Source organism: Streptomyces sp. NPDC058289 (assembly GCF_042880975.1).
In the GTDB taxonomy this organism is placed as follows: Bacteria; Actinomycetota; Actinomycetes; order Streptomycetales; family Streptomycetaceae; genus Streptomyces; species Streptomyces stoeckheimensis.
This window is the reverse complement of the sequence record NZ_JBHVYI010000037.1, coordinates 43530-61310: the sequence shown is the minus strand read 5'-3', so window position 1 is coordinate 61310 and position 17781 is coordinate 43530. Positions and strand designations below refer to the sequence as shown.

General features: G+C 71.3%; 15 protein-coding genes and 1 pseudogene. 9 read left to right on the top strand and 7 right to left on the bottom strand.

Annotation, left to right across the window (positions count from 1 at the left end; genetic code table 11):
- Window positions 1-18 precede the first annotated feature (18 nt).
- The gene (locus ACFVX6_RS20560; RefSeq protein WP_389693377.1) at window positions 19-1080 is read right to left on the bottom strand and encodes an oxygenase MpaB family protein; all 1062 of its coding nucleotides are present in this window, start codon (window positions 1078-1080) and stop codon (window positions 19-21) included.
- A 99-nt stretch (window positions 1081-1179) separates the two neighbouring features.
- Here ACFVX6_RS20560 and ACFVX6_RS20555 point away from each other — a divergent pair, with 99 nt between their 5' ends.
- Window positions 1180-1818, top strand: coding sequence for a TetR/AcrR family transcriptional regulator (locus tag ACFVX6_RS20555; RefSeq protein ID WP_389693375.1), 639 nt, complete (start codon window positions 1180-1182; stop codon window positions 1816-1818).
- A 217-nt stretch (window positions 1819-2035) separates the two neighbouring features.
- Entirely contained in the window at window positions 2036-3487 is a 1452-nt protein-coding gene (locus ACFVX6_RS20550; RefSeq protein ID WP_389693373.1) for an MFS transporter, read from the top strand.
- A gap of 29 nt (window positions 3488-3516) precedes the next feature.
- Here the strand turns inward: ACFVX6_RS20550 and ACFVX6_RS20545 are convergent, their stop codons facing one another.
- Both ACFVX6_RS20545 and ACFVX6_RS20540 read right to left on the bottom strand, forming a co-directional pair.
- A complete protein-coding gene (locus tag ACFVX6_RS20545; RefSeq protein WP_389693371.1) occupies window positions 3517-5154 on the bottom strand; it encodes a glycoside hydrolase family 13 protein in 1638 nt (545 codons plus the stop codon).
- A 146-nt stretch (window positions 5155-5300) separates the two neighbouring features.
- Window positions 5301-6263 carry a helix-turn-helix domain-containing protein gene (locus tag ACFVX6_RS20540; protein WP_389693369.1) on the bottom strand — a complete coding sequence of 321 codons (963 nt, stop codon included), beginning with the start codon at window positions 6261-6263 and terminating at the stop codon, window positions 5301-5303.
- 143 nt (window positions 6264-6406) lie between these two features.
- On the opposite strand from ACFVX6_RS20540, the gene ACFVX6_RS20535 reads away from it, so the two are divergent.
- Window positions 6407-7435, top strand: coding sequence for a saccharopine dehydrogenase NADP-binding domain-containing protein (locus tag ACFVX6_RS20535; protein WP_389693367.1), 1029 nt, complete (start codon window positions 6407-6409; stop codon window positions 7433-7435).
- 39 nt (window positions 7436-7474) lie between these two features.
- On the top strand, window positions 7475-8086 hold the full coding sequence (locus ACFVX6_RS20530) for a GPP34 family phosphoprotein (protein ID WP_389693365.1): 612 nt from the start codon (window positions 7475-7477) through the stop codon (window positions 8084-8086).
- 70 nt (window positions 8087-8156) lie between these two features.
- Here ACFVX6_RS20530 and ACFVX6_RS20525 read toward each other — a convergent pair whose 3' ends face one another.
- Window positions 8157-9140, bottom strand: coding sequence for a hypothetical protein (locus ACFVX6_RS20525; protein WP_389693363.1), 984 nt, complete (start codon window positions 9138-9140; stop codon window positions 8157-8159).
- A 445-nt stretch (window positions 9141-9585) separates the two neighbouring features.
- Here ACFVX6_RS20525 and ACFVX6_RS20520 point away from each other — a divergent pair, with 445 nt between their 5' ends.
- Both ACFVX6_RS20520 and ACFVX6_RS20515 read left to right on the top strand, forming a co-directional pair.
- Entirely contained in the window at window positions 9586-10527 is a 942-nt protein-coding gene (locus ACFVX6_RS20520) for a hypothetical protein (RefSeq protein ID WP_389693361.1), read from the top strand.
- Between the two features lie 63 nt (window positions 10528-10590).
- Window positions 10591-11973, top strand: coding sequence for an MFS transporter (locus ACFVX6_RS20515; protein WP_389693359.1), 1383 nt, complete (start codon window positions 10591-10593; stop codon window positions 11971-11973).
- A 68-nt stretch (window positions 11974-12041) separates the two neighbouring features.
- On the opposite strand, the gene ACFVX6_RS20510 is transcribed toward ACFVX6_RS20515, so the two are convergent.
- Window positions 12042-12284, bottom strand: coding sequence for a hypothetical protein (locus ACFVX6_RS20510; RefSeq protein ID WP_389693357.1), 243 nt, complete (start codon window positions 12282-12284; stop codon window positions 12042-12044).
- A 258-nt stretch (window positions 12285-12542) separates the two neighbouring features.
- Here ACFVX6_RS20510 and ACFVX6_RS20505 point away from each other — a divergent pair, with 258 nt between their 5' ends.
- Window positions 12543-13583 carry a vWA domain-containing protein gene (locus ACFVX6_RS20505; RefSeq protein ID WP_389693355.1) on the top strand — a complete coding sequence of 347 codons (1041 nt, stop codon included), beginning with the start codon at window positions 12543-12545 and terminating at the stop codon, window positions 13581-13583.
- A 107-nt stretch (window positions 13584-13690) separates the two neighbouring features.
- A complete protein-coding gene (locus tag ACFVX6_RS20500; RefSeq protein ID WP_389693353.1) occupies window positions 13691-14629 on the top strand; it encodes an alpha/beta fold hydrolase in 939 nt (312 codons plus the stop codon).
- 43 nt (window positions 14630-14672) lie between these two features.
- On the opposite strand, the gene ACFVX6_RS20495 is transcribed toward ACFVX6_RS20500, so the two are convergent.
- Both ACFVX6_RS20495 and ACFVX6_RS20490 read right to left on the bottom strand, forming a co-directional pair.
- Window positions 14673-15065, bottom strand: a complete 393-nt coding sequence (locus ACFVX6_RS20495; RefSeq protein WP_389693351.1) for a YciI family protein — start codon at window positions 15063-15065, stop codon at window positions 14673-14675.
- A 154-nt stretch (window positions 15066-15219) separates the two neighbouring features.
- Complete coding sequence (locus ACFVX6_RS20490; protein ID WP_389693349.1) at window positions 15220-15756, bottom strand: hypothetical protein; 537 nt, start codon at window positions 15754-15756, stop codon at window positions 15220-15222.
- Between the two features lie 439 nt (window positions 15757-16195).
- Between ACFVX6_RS20490 and ACFVX6_RS20485 the strand changes: the two are divergent.
- A pseudogene (locus ACFVX6_RS20485) lies at window positions 16196-17763 on the top strand (MDR family MFS transporter).
- Window positions 17764-17781: the final 18 nt, after the last annotated feature.

Sequence of the window (17781 nt, the reverse complement as noted above, 5' to 3'; positions counted from 1 at the left end):
CCGGCCGGGGCAAGCGCGTCAGGCCAGCGGGCCGAGCACCTCCTGGGATTCGATGAGTCCCTGGTCGCTCGGAGGCTTCCCGTCGCCGAAGACGCGTACCGCCTGGCGCGCCCTGAACTCGGCGTGCGCCTCGGCGGGCTTCACGTAGCCGTGCCGGGTGCGGGCCTGTTCGGGGGTGAGGACCTCCTGGGTGCGGGGAGGGACGCCGAGCTTGATGGGCGCGACCACCTTGACCGTGGAGGGGGAGAGCATCCCCAGTAGGAACAGCTCGACCCTGGGGCTGAGGTGGGCGAGCGCGAAGGACGTCCGCATGACCGGGACGACGAGCACGTCCAGGAGGCGCGACTGCCGGATCTGCGCCATCTCCCGCATCCAGCGCGGCATGGTGGCGATGGTGGCGATCCGTTGCGTCCGCGCCACGACCATCCGGGCGGGCTTCATCCACCACGGGGTCGGCGGGAGGACGAGGTTGGTGTCGAGTAGGTGGTTCATGGCCTGCCGCGCGATCGGACTGGCCTCCAGCTGCGGGCGCATGCGCTCGAAGTACGCCCGGATGCCCGCGCGGTCCCGCGGGACGTCGTCGGGCGAGCAGGTCTGGAGCTCCGCGGCGAGGGCGCAGGACTCCCAGTACTCCTTCTCCTCCTCGGCGGTGAGCTTGCCGGGCCCGTACTTCTCGTAGGCGTAGAGGATGGAGTGCCAGCCGGTGAGCTGTATCCACAACTGCGAGGCGGGGTCGTTGGCGTCGTAGGTGCCCTCTCCGTACGGCAGGTGGCCGATGGCCTTCGAGTGGACCTTCACCAGGATGTCCGCCGCCTTGCACACCTGGTCCGAGCCGGCGAAGGCCACCATGGCGAAGTAGCGCAGCGTGCGGTCGTAGCGGGTGCGGGTGCGTTCGTAGATGCCCTGGGTGCCGTGGACCGCGGCCACCAGGGGCGGGTCGAGCTCCTCCACGACGACGGAGCGCTGGAAGCCCACCGTGGACGCCGTCGGATAGCTCCACACCTTCCAGACCACCGATCCGGGACCGAAGAACCCGTAGTCCGTGTGCGGTTCGACCTCTTTGCCGTGTCGTCGGGCCATCAGGCCGCTCCCTCGTGTTCCTGGCAGCGGGTGCGTACCGCTCCCCCCAATAAGACAGGACTGTCTTAAATTAAGACACGACTGTCGTAAGATGCCAAGGTGTCGACACCGACGTCTCCCACCGACAGGCCGCGCAGGCGGCGCCCCTACGCTCCGCGCGTCCCGATCGCCGAGCGCCGTGAGCAACTGCTCGACGCGGCCCTCGCCGTGATCGTGAGCGACGGCTACGGCCGGGTGTCGATCGACGCGATCGCCAAGCGGGCGCAGGTCGCCCGCTCCGTGGTCTACGGGGCCTTCGACGATCTCGACGACCTGCTGCTCACCCTCCTCGACCGGCAGCAGGAGCGCGCGTTCACCCGCCTGCTCGCGAGCGTTCCCGACGCCCTGCGCACCCGCGACCCGGTCGACTTCGCCTGCGAGGCGGTACACCGGATGGCGGCCATGCTGCGGGAGGACCCGGACACCTGGCGCCTGATCCTGCTGACCCCGGCGACCACTCCCCCGGCCGTCCACGCGCGCATCGAGGCGGACCGGGAGCGGTTCCGGCGCCGGGTCGCCGCATGGATCGAGTCCGCTCCGGCCACGGCAGGGCCCGCACCGGACCCCGAGGTCCTCGCCCACGCCCTGGTCGCCTCCGCGGAACACTTCGCGCGCCTCTCGCTGACCTCCGCCGAAGCGATCGACGCCACCCGGCTCGCCGGCCAACTGCGGCTCCTGCTCGGCGGCATCTGGTCCTAGCCGGGGGCTCGGAGCGACGCGGTACCGGCCCTGCCGCCACGCCCGGTGCTCCGGTCCACGCCGGATCGGGCGCATCCGCCCCATACTGGGCGGGCGCGGGAACCTGGCCGCGCGATCCGCCCGACCGCCCCGGGACCAGGCCCACAGCCCGCCCCACCCCGTGTGCCGGGGGTGCTCGACCCGTCGGGAGCAGGAGTCGACTCCGCAACTGCGGCCCTTGCCTGAAGGACCGCCTCCGCCCCGCAGGCGCTACGTCGTCGCGGCCGTCGGCTGCGCCGCGGGGATGGTCAGTCTGGACCAGACCGTCGTCGCGGTCGCCCTCGATCCGATGGCGCGCAGCCTCCGGCTCACCACCTTCATGATGCACGGCGTGGTGCTCGTCTACGTCCTCGCACTGGCCGCGTTCGTACCGGTCGGAGGCATGCTGGCCCGCAGGATCGGCCGGCTGACCACCTTCCGGGCCGGCACCGCCGTCTTCGCCCTCGCGTCGGGGCTCTGCGCGCTCGCCCCGCCGGGCGACGCCGCCGAGCCGTACCTGGTCGCGGTGCGGGCCGTACAGGGCGTCGGTGGCGCGCTGATGATGCCGGTGGCCACGTCCGTGATCACGGACGTGTACGAGGAACGGGCCCGGGGCAGGGCCCTGGCCGTGTACGCCGGTCTGGCACAGCTCTTCCTCGTCCTCGGCCCGATCGTGGGCGCGGTGCTCACCCAACTCCTCGGCTGGCGCTCCGTCTTCCTCGTCAACCTGCCCGTCGGCGCCGCGTGCCTGTGGATGATCGCCCGGGCGCGGCTGAGCAACCGGCCGGGCGGCGGCTCGCTGTCCGTGGTGCAGCCCCTCGTGGTGATCTTCTCCCTCGTGGTGCTCATCCTCGGGCTCTACCAGTGCGGTGTCTGGGGCTTCACCGACGTCAGAACGCTCACCGCGCTCACGATCGGCGCCGGGGCGATGGTCGTGGCGGTGCGGCTCATCCTGATGTCCCGCCGGCCCCTTCTCGATCTGCGGCTCCTGTGCATCCGCCCGTACGCCGTGGCCGTGGCGCTCACCTTCCTGGTGCAGGGACCCCAGCTGATCCTGCTGGTGCACGGCACGGTGTACCTGCGCCAGAACATGGGCTTCTCGCTCCTCGCCACCGGGACCGCCCTGCTTCCCCTGGTCGCGGCCTCCGCGGCGGGAACCTTCCTCTCCGGGTACCTGCTGGACCGCTGCCGCTCGGTCCGGGTGCCCGTCCTGCTCGGCCTGACGGCGGCCACCGTCGGCGCGGTGGCCTGGACGGCCGTCCTGCCGTCGCACGCGTACCCGTGGCAGGTCCCCGCGATGCTCCTCGCGGGCGTCGGGATGGGCCTGCCGGTCCCCGCCCTGAGCGCCGAACTCATGCGCGTGGTTCCCCCGGACAAGAGGGCGGACGCCTCCGTCCTGCGCCAGAGCATCCGGCAACTGGGCGGAGCGGTCGGGCTCGCGGCGGCGGGGGCCGTCGCGCTGGCAGCGAACGAGAACTCCGCAGACGAGGCGGGCGTCATCACCGTCGCCGCGACCTCGGCGGCCTTCGTGGTCGCGAGCTGTCTCCTGGCCCTCACCCTGCCGCTGGCGGCCGCCACCCTGCCGCGCAGGGCGGCCCGTACGGGCGGGCACGGGAAGGCGGCCAGGCGGCCCGGCCCGCCTTCCCCGTAGCGGCGCAACCAGCCGGCACGGCAGCTCCTTCAGCGCAGCCAGACCGCGGTGTCCCGGGGCAGTGCGCCGTTCTCCACGAGGCCGCTCGCGATCAGGACCTCGGTGTGCTCCGGCAGCGGAACCGGGCTGTCCGAGAGGTTCACCAGGCAGCGCACGGAGGACCCGGCCGCGGTGCGGGCGAAGGCGAGCACGCCCGGCCGGGCGGGCAGCCAGGTGAATCCTCCGTCGAGCAGGGCCGGCCGGGCGGACCGCAGCGCCAGTGCCCGGCGGTAGAAGCCGAGCATCGAGTCCGGGTCCGCGCTCTGCTCGCGCACGCTCCGGGCGGCCCATTCGGCCGGCCGGGGCAGCCAGCTCCGCGCGTCCGGTGCCTCGTCTCCCCACGGGAGGGGTACCCGGCAGCCGTCCCGGCCGAGGTCCTCGCCTCCGGTCTGGAAGAACGTCGGGTCCTGGCGGAGCGCCGGCGGGATGTCCTCGATCTCCTCGAGGCCCAGCTCGTCGCCCTGGTAGACGTAGACGCAGCCGGGCAGGGCCATGGTCAGCAGGGCCGCGGCCCGGGCCCGGCGCCGCCCGAGGCCCAGGTCGGCGGGGACGCCGTGTACGCGGCGGCCGTCGAGCGCGTACGAGGTGTCGGGGCGCCCGTAGCGGGTGACGTGGCGGGTGGTGTCGTGGTTCGAGAGGACCCAGGTGGCGGCGGCGCCGACCGGGGCGTGCTCGGCGAGTGTGGAATCGATGACCGTGCGCAACGCGGTCGCGTCCCACGGGCTTTGGAGGAAGGGGAAGTTGAACGCCGTGTGCAGTTCGTCGGGGCGCAGGTATCGGGCGAAGCGCTCCGGGTCGGAGGTCCACACCTCGCCCACGAAGACCGGTTCGTGGGCGTAGGCGTCGAGGACCTTGTGCCAGGCGCGGTAGATGTCGTGGACGCCGTCCTGGTCGGCCCAAGGGCTGGGACCGTCCTCGTGGTCGGGCAGCTCCGGGTCCTTGACCAGGTTGTCGGCGACGTCGATGCGGAAGCCGTCCACGCCCCGGTCGAGCCAGAACCGCAGGATCGACTCGAACTCCGCGCGGACCTCGGGGTTTTCCCAGTTGAAGTCGGGCTGTTCGGGAGCGAACCGGTGCAAGTACCACTCGCCGGGCGTGCCGTCGGCCTCGGTCACCTGCCGCCAGCCGGGGCCGCCGAAGACGGACTGCCAGTTGTTGGGCGGCAGTTCGCCGTGCTCGCCGCGACCGGGGCGGAACCAGAAGCGCGCGCGTTCGGACGAGCCGGGGCCGGCCTCGACGGCCGCGCGGAACCAGGGGTGCTGGTCCGAGCAGTGGTTGGGAACGATGTCGACGATGACCCGGATGCCCACGTCGTGTGCCTCGGACAGCAGTGCCTCGGCCTCTGCCAGGGTGCCGAACATCGGGTCGATGTCCCGGTAGTCGGCAATGTCGTATCCGCCGTCGGCCATCGGGGACGGGTACCACGGACTGATCCACACCGCGTCCACGCCGAGCCGTCGCAGGTACGGAAGGCGCGCACGGATCCCGGCCAGGTCACCGATCCCGTCGCCGTTGCCGTCCGCGAAACTGCGCGGATAGATCTGGTAGATCGCGGCACTACGCCACCAGGCGGAGGGTGCTGGGGAACGGGTTTCGGTAGCCACGCGGAAGGCCTCGGGGGTCGCCATGCGGCGAATCTAGGGAGGGCCCCTCGACGACGTCAACGGTGTGCCGGAATCTCATGAAAGCAATCGATCGATGTGGGGGAAACCGTACGGGGAAACGCGCGGGAAAAGGTACGGGGATCCGCGAGGCCGGTCGGGGTCGGTGGGGCCTACGCCGTCGTCAGGGCCGGAGCGGTCCGCGAGCGGAAAGTACGACGGTAGGCGTCCGGCGGGACGCCCACCGTGCGGGCGAAGTGGCGGCGCAGGGTGGTGGAGGTGCCCATGCCGGTGGCCGTCGCGATGCTGTCGACGGTGTCGTCGGTGGTCTCCAGCAATTCCTGCGCGCGGCGGATGCGCTGGGTGAGCAGCCACTGCAACGGGGTGGTGCCGGTCACCGACTTGAAGTGGCGGCCCAGGTGGCGCGAGCTCATCCGGGCCCGGCGGGCCAGGTCCTCCACGGTGAGCGGCTCGTCGAGGCGTTGCAGCGCCCAGGGGAAGAGGTCAGCGAGCGGGTGGTTGCCCGGGGCGGGCACGGGGGTGGTGACGAACTGGGCCTGGCCGCCGTCGCGGTGCGGCGGTACGACCAGGCGGCGGGCGATCTTGTTGGCGACGGCGGAGCCGTGGTCGAGGCGCACCAGGTGCAGGCACAGGTCCATGGCGGCGGCCTTGCCGGCGGAGGTCAGCACGCTGCCGTTGTCCACGTAGAGGACATCGGGGTCCACGGTGACGAGGGGGTGGCGCCTGGCCAGTTCTTCGGTGTGCGCCCAGTGCGTGGTCGCGCGTTTGCCGTCCAGCAGGCCGGCGGCGGCCAGGACGAAGGCGCCCGTACACAGGGAGGCCACGCGCGCACCGGCCCGGTGGGCTGCGCGTACCGCGTCGACCAACTCGGCCGGCGGGTCCCGGTCGACGTCGGCCCAGCCGGGGACGATCACGGTGTCCGCTCGCGCGAGGTGGTCGAGTCCGTGGTCGGGTTCCAGGCTGAAGCGGTCGATCCGTACGGCGCCCGGTCCGCAGAGCGAGAAGTCGTACCAGGGGTCCACGAGGTGGGTCAGGTCGGAGCCGAAGACCTCGCAGGCCAGGGACAGCTCGAAGTGCAGCATGCCGTCGGTGACGGCCAGCGCGACGGTGGTCATGTCCGGAAGTGTACGGGTCATGTCGTTCCGGACAGTGGTGTGCGGGCGGAGTTCCGCGACAGGATGTTCACGACAGAGCGCGGCGGGCCTCGAGGGCCTGCGGCGGGTCATCCGGGTACGGGCGATTGACGGGGAGCGGGACCATGGGATCAGGCCAGATGGTGACGGTGTTCGGGGCGTACGGGCACACCGGGCGGTTCGTGGTGGCGGAGCTGGTGGAGCGCGGGTTCGTGCCGGTGCTCTCCGGCCGCGACGGCGAGAAGCTGAAGGCGCTGGCCTACGAGACCGGTCTGGAGGCCCGGCCTGCGACGGTGGGCGACCCCGATGCGCTGGACCGCGCGCTGGCCGGCGCGGCTGCCGTGATCAACGCCGCGGGGCCCTTCGCCTCGACGACCGGCCCCGTGATCGAGGCGGCCCTGCGGGCCGGGATCCCGTACCTGGACGTGGCCGCCGAGCTCGAGGCCAACATCGACACCTTCGCGCACTTCGCCGACCGGGCGCGGGAGGCCGGGGCGGTGATCGTGCCGGCGATGGCCTTCTTCGGCGGCCTGGGCGACCTGCTGGCCACCGCGGCGATGGGCGACTGGACCGAGGCCGAGGAGGCGCACATCGCGTACGCCCTGAGCAGCTGGCACCCCACCGCCGGGACCCGGCTTTCGGGCGCGGTCTCGCGGGAGCGGCGCGGCGAGCGGCGCATGCGCTACGCGGGCGGGCAGTGGGAGTACCGCACCGACGCCGCGCCGACCCTGGAGTGGCGGTTCCCCGAGCCGATGGGGCCCCGGCAGGTGATCGGGGAGTTCACGATGGCCGACGTGGTGACCGTGCCCAGCCACCTGTCGATCCCGGACGTGACCACCTACATGACGGTCGAGGCGGTCCGCGACATCGCGGCCCCCGGCACCCCGGCGCCGGCCGCGACCGACGACAGCGGACGGTCCGACCAGACCTTCCTCGTCGACGCGGTCGTCCGCTCGGGCGGCGCCGAACGCCGCGCCGTGGCCCGCGGGCAGGACATCTACGCCGTCACGGCCCCCCTCGTCGTCGAGGCCCTGGACCGGGTCCTGACCGGGCGCACCCGCACGGTCGGCGTCGCCTCCGCGGGCGAGATCTTCGACGCGCCCGACTTCCTGCGCGCGCTGTCCCCTCACATCACCTTGGAGCTGCTTCCGTAGGGGGCAACGCCCTGCCTGCACGGTTGAGAGGAGCCCTTGATGACCACACCGCGGGACTTGTTGATCATTGCCATGGACCCGGAGTCCGGTCGGGCCGTCGAACAGGGTGACCTGTCGCTCGCGCTCGCGGGGGCCGAGGTGGTCGATCTCCTCGCCGCCCGGGCCATCGTGCTGGACGGCGAGCACATCGTGCCCGGCGAGCGGGCGGCGCTGGGTGATCCCCTGCTGGACGCGGCAGTGGCGTCGCTCGTCCGGGAGGAGCCCTACGAGTCCGTCGCCGACTGGCTGTGGCGCAGGGGGCTCGGGCTGTCCGCGAGCTATCAGGCCGCGCTCGAGGAGGAAGGACAGCTCGTACGCCGACGCCGGCGCGGGTTCTCCCTCCGGGCCGGTGAGCTGGTGCCGGCCGATTCGGCTGCCCGGCGGCAGGCCGAGGAGCGGTGGCGGTCGAAGGAACCCGTGCTCGTGCTCCTGGCGGAGGCGCTCGGGGGCGGCGGCGACCGGGCCGCAGGCGCTCGGGACGTGGCCGACGACACCGTCGCGACGGTCCTGGCCGCCGTCAACGACGCATTGGTGGAGCTGGCGGGCGTACGCCAACGCCGGGCCATCGAGAATGCGGCCTTCGACAACATCTGGCGCGGCAGCGGCGGTTGAGGACGGAGCCCCGGCATCGGACCGTACCGGGGCGGGCCGGGGGCGCGGTTCGCCGGGGGCCGGGCGCGGCTCAGGGAGACGCCGGCGGGGCGCCGTCGACGGCCCACCACCATGCGATCGATGCGATCGGCGGGGGTGTGAGGGGGGTGTCGTCCGGTGGGCCGCAAGCGGCTCCGGCTCCTCGGGGCTGGTGGCGATCGCCGTCCGGTTGCTCGGGGTGGTAGCGGGAGGTCGCCGCGCACCAGTCCCGTACGCCGCAGACGTACTGGGTGAGCGCGTCCAGATACCGCTGGATCCGCGGGTCTGCCGTGGCCTTCGCGGTCTGCTCCCCCAGGTGCAGGAACCGGCGCGTGATCGAGTCCCGGAGCGCGGAGGCGGCTTGCGGGCCCTGCCCGGGTCCAGGTCTGTGCGGGCCTTCCAGGACGGCGATCAAGTTGCCGCTGCGGCTGCCGCGTTGGCTCTCCTTCGCGAAGGAGTGGATGTCGGTGTCGACCACGACGATCCCCGCCGCCATCTCGGTCAGCGCGCGGATCCGCGGGTCCTCCCACAGCGGGGCGGGCAGCCCGGCACCGACCGCGTCCAGGATCACGGGTACGGCCAGGGCCGCTCCGGAGTGCAGGCGGGTGAGCAGGTAGTCGCTCACCTCCTGCGGACTTCCCGGCGCCGTCGGGGCAGCGCCGGTGGCTGCCTCGGCAAGGAAGTAGCCGCGCATCGCGTCGACCCACCTCCTGACCTGAACCGGGGTCGCGATCGCATCCAGGCGCAGCCGGATGTCGCGCAGGGCCAGGCCGAAGGGGTCTTCGCCGAGGGGAACCCCGGGGGCCTCGATCGTCCGCTGGAGGCGGGTGACCATCCTGAGCATCTGCGTCGGGGTGAGACTCGGAAGGTCCTCGTCGCAGTGGTCGTCGAAGGCGAACACCCACACGGCGAGGTCGCTGAGCAACTGGGCCGCGAACGGGTCGGCGTACGGTGCGATCCTCACCGCGATCCGGTTCAGCCCCGCGCTCATCCGCGCGCTGCGCTCCGGCCCCCCGCCCAGGCCGAACCGGGTCATGAACTCCGCTGAGCGTGCGTCGAAATCCGCCCCGCCCGGGCAAGGGGCTTTCCGAAGGGTCAGGGGTTCCGGCGGGGCGTGCCCGCCACGGCCCTCGGTGTGGTCGGCTTCGTGCGTCCGCGTTCCTGGCATGCGTCGTGCTCCTGGGTGGCGGTATCTCGCGGAATGGGCGCTCGGTCGCGGCCCATCTCATTGAACGCAGAACGTTTTCTGGGCCACAACGGGCAACCGGGAGCACGCGTGGGGCGCCAGGAGCGCGACACGCGCCGCCGGGCCCGCCTGCCGCCCGCCCCGCCGGAGGCTCCGCACGCGGGGCCCCACGAGCGAGCGGCAGAGCACGGGGGCCGGAACGTGCCTACGCTGGAAGGGTTCACTGAGAGGTGAGGCCATGGCAACGAAACACGGAGCCGCGAAACACGGAGCCGCCCTCCGCTCAAGGCGTCGGATGCCCGTAGTCGCCACCGTTGTCGCCGCCGTTGCCGCCACGTGTCTGGTTGCCGCCGGCCCGCAGGACGGGTCCTGCCGGACGGCTCCGCCGGACAGCTTCTGGCACGCTCCCGTGGACACGCTTCCCGTGCACCCCGACTCGGCCCGGTACGTCGCCTCGATCGGCGCTGCTGAGCCCCTGCACCCGGACTTCGGGGCGGGGCTCGTCGACGGTCAGCCCTTCGGCATTCCCATCACCGTCTCGGACACGACGGTGCCGGAATCCAAGGTCTCGCTGGACATCGCCGAGGAGAGCGACACGTCCGGGTACCGGATCCCGCAGAACGCCGCGATCGAGAACGGTCCGGCGAGCACCGGGGACCGCCACGTCGTCGTCTGGGACCGCGCCCTGTGCAAGTCCTACGAGCTCTGGAACGCAACGCAGCAGGGCGACAACGCCTGGCACGCCGGCTCGGGCGCGGTCTTCGACCTGCGCAGCCACGAACTGCGGCCCGCCGACTGGACCTCGGCCGATGCCGCCGGCCTCGCCATCCTGCCGGGGCTGGTCCGCTACGACGAGGCCGCGGGCGGACTGGTCGACCACGCGATCCGGATGACCGTGCCCCGCACGGATCAGAGCTACGTCTGGCCGGCAAGGCACCAGGCGGGTGCCGCGGCGGACGACTCGCTGCCGCCCATGGGACTGCGGCTGCGGCTCAAGAGCTCGGTGGACACCTCGGCCCTGGGCCCTCAGGCCCTGGCCGTCGCCGAGGCGCTCAAGAAGTACGGGGCCATCGTCGCCGACAACGGGTCGGCCTGGTACCTCACCGGCGAGGAGAACCCCGGCTGGGACAATGACCAGCTCAACGCGCTCAAGGGCTTCAAGGGTTCGGACTTCGAGGCGGTCGACGCGTCAGGACTCCAACAGTCCCCGGACTCCGGAGCCGTGGCACCCCGCTGACGGCACACGGCAGACGTGAGACCGCAGACCGCAGACCGCAGACCGCAGGGAGGAACGCTCCTCATGCGTCGCGCAGAAGCGTCCACCGCGGCGCGGAAAGGTGCCTTCATCGCGGTCGCCGTGGCCCTGTTCTGCATCCAGCTCGACTTCTTCGCGCTCAACCTCGCCATCCCCGGTATCGCGGCGGAGCTCGGCGTCACGGTGTCGGCGGCGCAGTGGACCTTGTCCGCGTACATGCTCGCCATCGGCTGCTTCTTCATCATCGGCGGCCGGGTGGGCGACGTCTTCGGCCGGCGGGGCACGCTGCTGGCCGGCACCGCCGTGTTCACTGCGGGAACCGTGGGCTGCGCGCTGGCTCCCGGCCTCGGTCCGTTGGTCGTGGCCCGGATCGCCCAGGGGGTGGGCGCGGCGTTCGTCTTCCCGGTGGCCGTGTCGGTGATCACCAACACCTTTCCCGAGGAGTCCCGCGCCAAGGCCTTGGGCGGCGTGTTCGGCGTCGCCAACATCGGGACCGCGATCGGTCCCTTCGTGGGCGGCGGGTTCACCGAGGGGCCCGGCTGGCGCTGGATCTTCTGGCTGATGGCGCCGCTGAGCCTGCTCTCGCTGCTCACCGCTCTCGTATACGTCCCGGACTCGCGCGATACGGCGGCGCCGCGCGAGCTGGATGTGCTCGGCTGCGCCCTGATCGTCGGTGCGCTGACCGCCCTCACCCTGACCGTGGAGCGTGGAGACGCCTGGGGGTGGAGCAGCGCCCGCGTCTTCCTCGGCTTCGCGGTGGCGGTGGTGAGCGGCGGGCTGTTCCTGGTGCGGGAGCGGCTGGCCCGGCACCCGCTGATCGATCTGGGGCTGTTCCGCGACATCCCGTACGTCCTGGTCACCGGGATGGGCACGCTCACGAACATGGGCTACGGAGTCACCGTCTTCCTCGCCACCCTCTACCTCCAGGGCGTACGGGGGCTCTCGCCGCTCCTGGCCGGCACCGTCTTCCTGGCCCCGGCCCTTCTCGTGGCGCTCAGCGGGCCGCTGGGGGCACGGCTGGGCCGGCACATGCGGCCGACCACGGTGATGGCACTGGCGGGGATCGGCGCGGGCTCGGGGATGTACGCGCTGACCCAGGTCACCGCCTGGTGGCTGTACGTACCGGTGTTCGCGTGGTGCGGCCTGGGCCTCGGACTGGGCTGGACCTACGCCAGCGTGGCGACGCAGCAGCTCGTCCCTCCGGCCAGGGCCGGGGAGGCATCGGGGGTGCTCCTGACGTTCCTGGTCACGGGAGGCGCGATCGCGCTGGCCGGGACGGCCGCGGGGATCTCGGCGATGACGCCGCAGCGCTCCCCCGAGGAGGCCTACGACGTGATCCTGCGGCTGGGCGGTGTGGCCGTCCTCGCCACGGCGCTGCTCGTCATGGCCGTACGCCATCGGGTCCATGCGCGGGGCCGGACCCGCTGACGCCCGCGGGGGCGGCGGACGTCGCCGTCCGACCGCCCCCGCTCGCCGGCCGGGGCCGGAGGTTCTTGCTAGGCGCCGAGGTGGGCACCCTTGACCCACTCCGCCTCGCCTTCCTTCGCGCAGGAGGAGGTGTAGACGGGGCCGAAGGCCGCCGGGACGGCGGCCGCGGACGAGCAGTTGGACGAGAAGGCCTTGTGGCCGCCCGAGAAGTAGTCGATGTCGACACCGTCGTTGGCGAGGGCTGCGCCGGCGCCGCCCAGCAGGATGCCGGCGGCGAGGACGGAGGCGGTGACGGCAGAGCGAATACGCATTGGTTCCCCTAAGGACTCAAGGATCTGGTGACGCTCCCATGCGCGGATGCGTCAGCCGATTCAACGCCCGGCGGAGCCGACAGGAACGACCGTTCACTCGAACGCCACTGGCGAAACGTTTCGACACGTCACACGGCCCGTCCCGCGGCCCCGTTCGGGCCATGGCGGGGACCCGTCGTCCGGGCTTGGAGCCATGATCGATTGTCAGTGGCGGATGAGACGGTAGGAGCATCCAGTCGGAAACGAGGGGGAGCTTCCATGTCCGGAAACCAGAACTACATCAACCACGTTGCTCTTGTGTTGGACGCCAGTTCGTCCATGTCCCACCTGAGCCGCAAGGTCGTCGAGGTTGCCGACCAGCAGATCGCGTACCTGGCCCGCCGGTCCGGTGAACTGGACCAGGAGACCCGTGTCACGGTGTACGTCTTCGCGGACAAGGTGGAGTGCGTCGTCTACGACAAGGACGTGCTGCGGATGCCGTCGCTGAAGCAGCTGTACCGCACCGGTGGAATGACGGCGCTGCTCGCGGCCTCGCTGAAATCGCAGCGCGAGCTGGCGCAGACGGCTCAGCTGTACGGCGACCACAGCTTCCTGACGTTCGTGCTGACCGACGGGCAGGAGAACGCGAGCCACCGCTGCCCGGACTCCCCTGCCCGGAATCCGCGTGAACTGGTGAAGGCCGTGGCCGAGATGATCGAGACGCAGGAGGACAACTGGACGCTGGCCGTCCTCGTGCCGGACCAGATGGGCAAGCGCGAAGCCATGCAGTGCGGGTTCCCCAAGGAGAACATCGCCATCTGGGACGCCACGAGCACGCAGGGTCTGGAGGAGGCCGGGCAGGTCATCAAGGACGCCACCGAGAAGTTCATGGTGGGCCGGGCGAAGGGCATCCGGGGATCGCGGGCGGTCTTCTCCACGGGCGCGGAGGTGGTCAACAAGGACACCATCAAGGCGGCCGGTCTCACTCCGGCGGATCCCTCCGCGTACCAGCTGATCCCGGTGGCCCGCGATGCGGCGATCCGGGAATGGGTCGTCGAATCCGGGCACACCTACCGCACCGGCAGGGCGTTCTACCAGTTGAGCAAGCCGGAGAAGATCCAGGCGAAGAAGCAGATCGCGGTGCTGGAGAAGAAGACGGACCGGGTGTACACGGGGCCGGAGGCCCGGGCCCTGCTCGGACTGCCGGCCGTGGAGGCGCGGGTCAAGCCGGACCACAACGACGAGTTCACGATCTTCGTCCAGAGCACCAGCGTCAACCGCAAGCTCGTAACGAACACCCGGCTGCTGCTGATGGTCTGAGCCCTCCGCCCCGCCCGGGTAGTCGCCCCGGAGTCCGGCCCGAAGGCCGGGCGCCGGGGGCCGGGGCCCGGATGGCGGGGCGAAGGGGGGCGAGGGAGGCTTGAGGTATGCGATGGCGTGTGCCAGGTGCGGCCGTGGCCGTGGTGGCCGCCGTTCTCCTGGTGTCCGCTGCGCCGCCGCCCGGCGGCGATGACACCGAGCAGCGGGTGGACATCGGCGGCGGGCGGAGCCTGTACCTCCACTGCTCGGGCTCGGGCAGCCCGACCGTCGTGCTGCTCGCCGGGCTGCACGAGTCCTCCGACTCGTGGTCCCTGACCGACACCACCCCGCCCGTGCCGAAGGCCCCGGCGGTGCTGCCGGGTGTCGCCGCGTTCACCCGGGTGTGCACCTACGACCGGCCGGGGACCATCCGCTACACGCAGCCGCCGAAGCTCACCGACCGCAGCACGCCCGTACGGGGCACCCGGGCGCTGCCCGCCATGGTCCAAGACCTGGACCGGGTACTGACCGCCGGGCACATGCCCGGTCCGTACCTGCTGGTGGGGCACTCCTTCGGCGGGATGCTCGCGCTGCGCTACGCGCAGGAGCATCCGGAGCGGACGCGCGGGCTCGTCCTGGTCGATGCGCTGGGGCCGGCGCTGAAGCCCGCGATGGGGGCGGATTGGGCGGCGTACGTGGAAGCGCTGCGCAATCCCGGTACGCCCTTCGACGCCGATCCGGAGTTCGAGCAGGTCGACATCGAGGGCGGGGTCACTGCCCTCGACCGCGGCGGGCCGCTGCCCCCGGTTCCCGTCGCGGTACTCAGCAAGACCGCGCCCTTCGCCGTACCGCCCACGATGTCCAAGGATCTGGTGGCGAAGCTGGAGAAGGCCTGGCCCACGGCGCAACAGGCTCTGGTGGGCCTGCGGCCGCAGACCCCGCACCTACTGGCGACCGGTAGCGACCATTACGTCCAGCTCCACGACCCGGACCTCACGATCGCGGCGGTCCGCCTCGTCGCGGACAGGGCGTCGACGCCGTCGAGGACGGCCTCGCCTTCGCCGTAGCGCCGAGCGCGCCGGAACGACGCGCTCGGCCGGATCTGCCGGCTCAGGCCTGGGTCGGGTCGCCGGGGATCGGGTGCACTTCGACCGGGTCGCTGCCCGGCTTCCCTCCCGGGCCGGGGCAGGCGGACGCCCGTGCGGCGATCTCCAGGGCCCGGTCCTCGCTCTTGACGTCGACCAGCCAGTACCCGGCCAGGATCTGTCCCTCGTAGGCCGGCCCGTCGGTCACCTGCGGCCGCCCGTCGCTTCCGGCCCGTACCGTCTTGACGAGCGAGGGGCCACCGAGGCCCTGCCCGTCCACCCATTCCCCGGCGGCGGTGATGTCGTCGTTGAGGGCGCCCATGTGGGCGAACATGGCCTTCATGTCGTCCTCCGAGTACGACGACATGATGGCGTCCCACTCGGCGGCAGGCACGTTCATCTGGATCATGTACTTCATGTTCCTCACCCTTCCGGGGCGGCTGCTGGGGTTTCTGTCTTCCACAGAGGTAGACAGCCGGTCGCGGCAAAACTCATCGGCGCTCCCAGCACCACATCACGGAAACCTGATGATCGCCCCCAGGGCAGCTCGCGCGAGGGACGGGTGACGCAGGTCAGTCTTCTTCCGCGCCGGCCAGGGCATCGGTGATCAGGCGGGTCGCGAAGTCGGGGTCGCCGGTCATGCGGTTGATGTACTCCGCGAGCAGGAAGGCCGTGGCTTCGAGCGGATTCATCTCCGCCTCGGTCCAGTCCCCGTACTGCTTGCGCCACAGGTTGGGGCTCAGACCGGTGCCCGCGGCAATGACGAGTCCGGCCATGGTGGGGATGGCCTCGGGGCGCACGCTCCTGGGCATCATGCGCATCGTGGCCACGATGTTCGGCACGACGTACTCGATGACGTCTTTGCCGTGCTCCTCGTGGGCCCTGCGCAGCCACATCATGAACATGTAGATGAGCGTGCACGCCCCGTCCAGCAGGTCGTCGGCTTCCTTGGGGCCGAGCGACGAGGCGTACTGGTCGATCAGCGCCTGCTGTTCGGGGTCCACCCCGATCCTGCCGTCGTGAATGCCCTTGAGCCGGGAATCGATCATCAACAGCGCTCCGCCCACATCACCCGCAGGAGCGTGCTCGGGGTCGTACTGCGATGCCACAGGATTCCTCCTCAGGTCGCCACGATGGGCGGCTCGCCTTCCGTCCGCACAGTAGACGGCCCGCAGGACGGCAGCCTCCCGCTTGGCCATCCGTCACACCCAGGTGCACTTCTCGACCCAATATGGGTCCATGGTCGGCGACTTGAGGAGTGGCATGCCGCTCGGGCACTGGCCGAGCGATACCAGCGAGCGGGTGGGGACGAGAGCGTGCACGCCATCCAGCAGGAAGAGGGCCCCGAGGGGGCTCCGCTCCTGATCCTCCGGACGACGCACACCGATGCGGGGAACGCACCCTCAAGGTACATGGGTTCATAAGTTTATCGGTTGCACTTAATTAACCGTTGTGGTCTTCTGGGGAAGTGAGCCTGGTGGCCGCCCCCGCGCTGCTCCCCCGCTTCGCTTCCTCTCGTTCCCCTACGCCCGAAAGGGGTGATCAGTCATGTCCGCGACCGCGTCCCTCCCCTCCGCCGGCCCCGCGGCCGTACCGAAAGACGTGCGCTGGGTGTTGCTCGGCGTCATGCTCGCGATGCTGCTGTCGATGCTGCTGTCGATGCTGGACAACATGGTCGTCAGCACCGCGATGCCCACGATCGTCGGCAACCTGGGCGGCCTGGAGCACATCTCCTGGGTCGTCACCGCCTACACCCTGGTCACGGCCGTCACCACGCCCGTGTGGGGCAAGCTCGGCGACCTCTTCGGCCGTAAGCCCCTGTACCTGGCCTCGATCGCGGTGTTCATCGTCGGGTCCGCCCTCTGCGGGACCTCCGGCTCGATGGGCGAGCTGATCGCCTACCGCGTCGTGCAGGGCATCGGCGCCGGCGGCATCGGCGCGGGCACCTTCGCCCTGATCGGCGCCCTCGTACCGCCGCGCGAGCGCGGCAGTACCAGGGCATGACCGCCTCCGTGATGGCGATCGGCACCATCGGCGGACCGCTCCTGGGCGGCTTCGTCACCGGGCACTTCGACTGGCGCTGGGCCTTCTACATCAACCTGCCCATCGGGCTCGTCGCCCTGGTGTGGCTGTGGCGGAAGCTACAGATCCCCGCCCAGCGCATCCAGGCGAAGATCGACTGGTCGGGCATCACCCTGCTGACCCTCTCCATTACCGCGATCGTCCTGGCCGCCACCTGGGCCGGCAGCACCTACGCCTGGGGATCCTGGCAGATCCTCTTGCTGGGCGCCGCCGCGATCGTGGGCCTGGCCCTGTTCATCCAGGTCGAGAAGCGGGTCAGTGAGCCGCTGCTGCCGCTGAGCGTGTTCACCGGGCACCGCAACTACCCGCTCGCGATGGCCATGATCCTGGCCGCCGGTGTGGTCATGTTCGGCGCGGGCCTCTACCTGCCCCTGTTCCAGCAGACCGTCCAGGGAGCCTCGGCCACCAACTCGGGCCTGCTGATGCTCCCGATGATGATCCCCGTCGTGATCGTCTCCACCATCGCCGGGAAGGTCATGTCCGCCACCGGGAAGTACAAGGTGTTCCCCGTCGTCGGCACCCTCTTCCTCACCGCGGGCATGGGCCTGCTGGCCACCATGGACACCCACACCTCATCCCTGCTGACCAGCCTCTACATGGTCCTCGTCGGCATCGGCCTCGGCTTCACCCTGCACATGGCCGGCACCATCGCCCAGAACAGCGTCTCCCTGCGCGACATGGGCGCGGCCATGAGCTCGGTCAACCTCTTCCGCTCCCTCGGTGGATCCCTCGGCGTCGCCGTCTTCGGCTCGCTGTTCACCCGTGCCGTGCAGCCCCATCTGCCCGCCGGCGCGGAATCGGACCCGAACGCGTTGCGCGATCTGTCCGCCGGAGCCAAGGACGCCTATCTCGGCGCCTTCGCCACGGGCACCAGCCACATCTTCCTGACGGCCGCGATCCTCTGCGCCCTCGCCTTCATCGCCGCTGTCTTCGTCATCGAGGTCCCGCTGAAGAAGGCGGGCCCGCCCGCACCCACCGGGACCACGGAGGTCTCCCGGACCGCCAAGGCCTCGCCCGCCGTCACGGCCGGCTGACACCGCAGTTCTACTCGA